Here is a 201-nt window from a genome sequence, read left to right as displayed (position 1 = left end):
ATGCGGGCGTCGCGCATGATCGACCCCGATCCCTCGGATGCGCCGACGCGGCCGATCCTCTTCGCCACCGGCTCGAAGGACGCGATCATCGAGGGTTCGCGGGCGCTGGCCGCAGCCGCCCCCGACGGACGGTTCTTCGAGATCCCGAACCGGAACCACTTCAACGCCCCGGGCTCGCGCGACTTCAAGGACGCGGCCGTG

General features: G+C 70.6%; 1 protein-coding gene. It reads left to right on the top strand.

Features of this window, described 5'->3' with window-relative positions:
• Positions 1-15: 15 nt before the first annotated feature.
• Positions 16-201: alpha/beta fold hydrolase (locus tag L687_RS0121485; RefSeq protein WP_373695047.1), on the top strand; the 186-nt coding region annotated here is incomplete at its 3' end.

It is taken from the genome of Microbacterium maritypicum MF109, assembly GCF_000455825.1.
Classification (GTDB): domain Bacteria; phylum Actinomycetota; class Actinomycetes; order Actinomycetales; family Microbacteriaceae; genus Microbacterium; species Microbacterium maritypicum_A.
Note: the sequence above shows the minus strand (reverse complement) of the source record. Positions and strands in the feature narration are given on the sequence as shown.